We start from the raw sequence: 1853 nt of genomic DNA, 5'->3' as shown, positions 1-1853 counted from the left end.
GCGGAACACCTGATAAAGTAAAGACACAACAAAGCGGAAACGCAGCAACGCCTTCCACGGAAGAGCACACCGGGGCCGGGAACGGTCGGGTGGGTTTGTACGGGAGGAGCGGTTGTTTCTTGAGAACTCAACAGCGCGTGTTTGATTTTCTTTAAGCCATAGTTTGTTTTGGCCCCGTCACAGCAGCCCCTTCGGGGTTGGTGTGCAGGGTTCCTTTGATTGGCCGGGGAGACCCGGTTGGTCAGGATTGCTTCTAGGTTTACCCGCCCAGGACGGTCTCCGGATCGCCGGGTTGGGTTGAGTGACCTTTATGGAGAGTTTGATCCTGGCTCAGGACGAACGCTGGCGGCGTGCTTAACACATGCAAGTCGAGCGGTAAGGCCCTTCGGGGTACACGAGCGGCGAACGGGTGAGTAACACGTGAGCAACCTGCCCCTGACTCCGGGATAAGCGGTGGAAACGCCGTCTAATACCGGATACGACCCTTGGCCTCCTGGCCGGGGGTGGAAAGTTTTTCGGTTGGGGATGGGCTCGCGGCCTATCAGCTTGTTGGTGGGGTAACGGCCTACCAAGGCGATTACGGGTAGCCGGCCTGAGAGGGCGACCGGCCACACTGGGACTGAGACACGGCCCAGACTCCTGCGGGAGGCAGCAGTGGGGAATATTGCGCAATGGGCGAAAGCCTGACGCAGCGACGCCGCGTGGGGGATGACGGCCTTCGGGTTGTAAACCTCTTTTACCACCAACGCAGGCTCGGAGTTTTCTTCGGGTTGACGGTAGGTGGGGAATAAGGACCGGCTAACTACGTGCCAGCAGCCGCGGTAATACGTAGGGTCCGAGCGTTGTCCGGAATTATTGGGCGTAAAGAGCTCGTAGGCGGCGTGTCGCGTCTGCTGTGAAAGACCGGGGCTTAACTCCGGTTTGGCAGTGGATACGGGCATGCTAGAGGTAGGTAGGGGAGACTGGAATTCCTGGTGTAGCGGTGAAATGCGCAGATATCAGGAGGAACACCGGTGGCGAAGGCGGGTCTCTGGGCCTTACCTGACGCTGAGGAGCGAAAGCATGGGGAGCGAACAGGATTAGATACCCTGGTAGTCCATGCCGTAAACGTTGGGCGCTAGGTGTGGGGACTTTCCACGGTTTCCGCGCCGTAGCTAACGCATTAAGCGCCCCGCCTGGGGAGTACGGCCGCAAGGCTAAAACTCAAAGGAATTGACGGGGGCCCGCACAAGCGGCGGAGCATGTTGCTTAATTCGACGCAACGCGAAGAACCTTACCAAGGTTTGACATCACCCGTGGACTCGCAGAGATGTGAGGTCATTTGGTTGGCGGGTGACAGGTGGTGCATGGCTGTCGTCAGCTCGTGTCGTGAGATGTTGGGTTAAGTCCCGCAACGAGCGCAACCCTTGTTCCATGTTGCCAGCACGTAGTGGTGGGGACTCATGGGAGACTGCCGGGGTCAACTCGGAGGAAGGTGGGGATGACGTCAAGTCATCATGCCCCTTATGTCTTGGGCTGCAAACATGCTACAATGGCCGGTACAATGGGCGTGCGATGCCGTAAGGTGGAGCGAATCCCTAAAAGCCGGTCTCAGTTCGGATTGGGGTCTGCAACTCGACCCCATGAAGGTGGAGTCGCTAGTAATCGCGGATCAGCAACGCCGCGGTGAATACGTTCCCGGGCCTTGTACACACCGCCCGTCACGTCATGAAAGTCGGCAACACCCGAAACTTGCGGCCTAACCCCTTGTGGGAGGGAGTGAGTGAAGGTGGGGCTGGCGATTGGGACGAAGTCGTAACAAGGTAGCCGTACCGGAAGGTGCGGCTGGATCACCTCCTTTCTAAGGAGTCTTT

1 rRNA gene is annotated in these 1853 nt (G+C 58.4%); it reads left to right on the top strand.

What is annotated here, in order from left to right:
• Positions 1-307: 307 nt before the first annotated feature.
• Positions 308-1840, top strand: a 16S ribosomal RNA gene (locus D455_RS0128620).
• The last annotated feature ends 13 nt before the right edge of the window (positions 1841-1853 follow it).

Source organism: Nocardiopsis halotolerans DSM 44410 (assembly GCF_000341065.1).
GTDB lineage: Bacteria > Actinomycetota > Actinomycetes > Streptosporangiales > Streptosporangiaceae > Nocardiopsis > Nocardiopsis halotolerans.
Note: the sequence above shows the minus strand (reverse complement) of the source record. Positions and strands in the feature narration are given on the sequence as shown.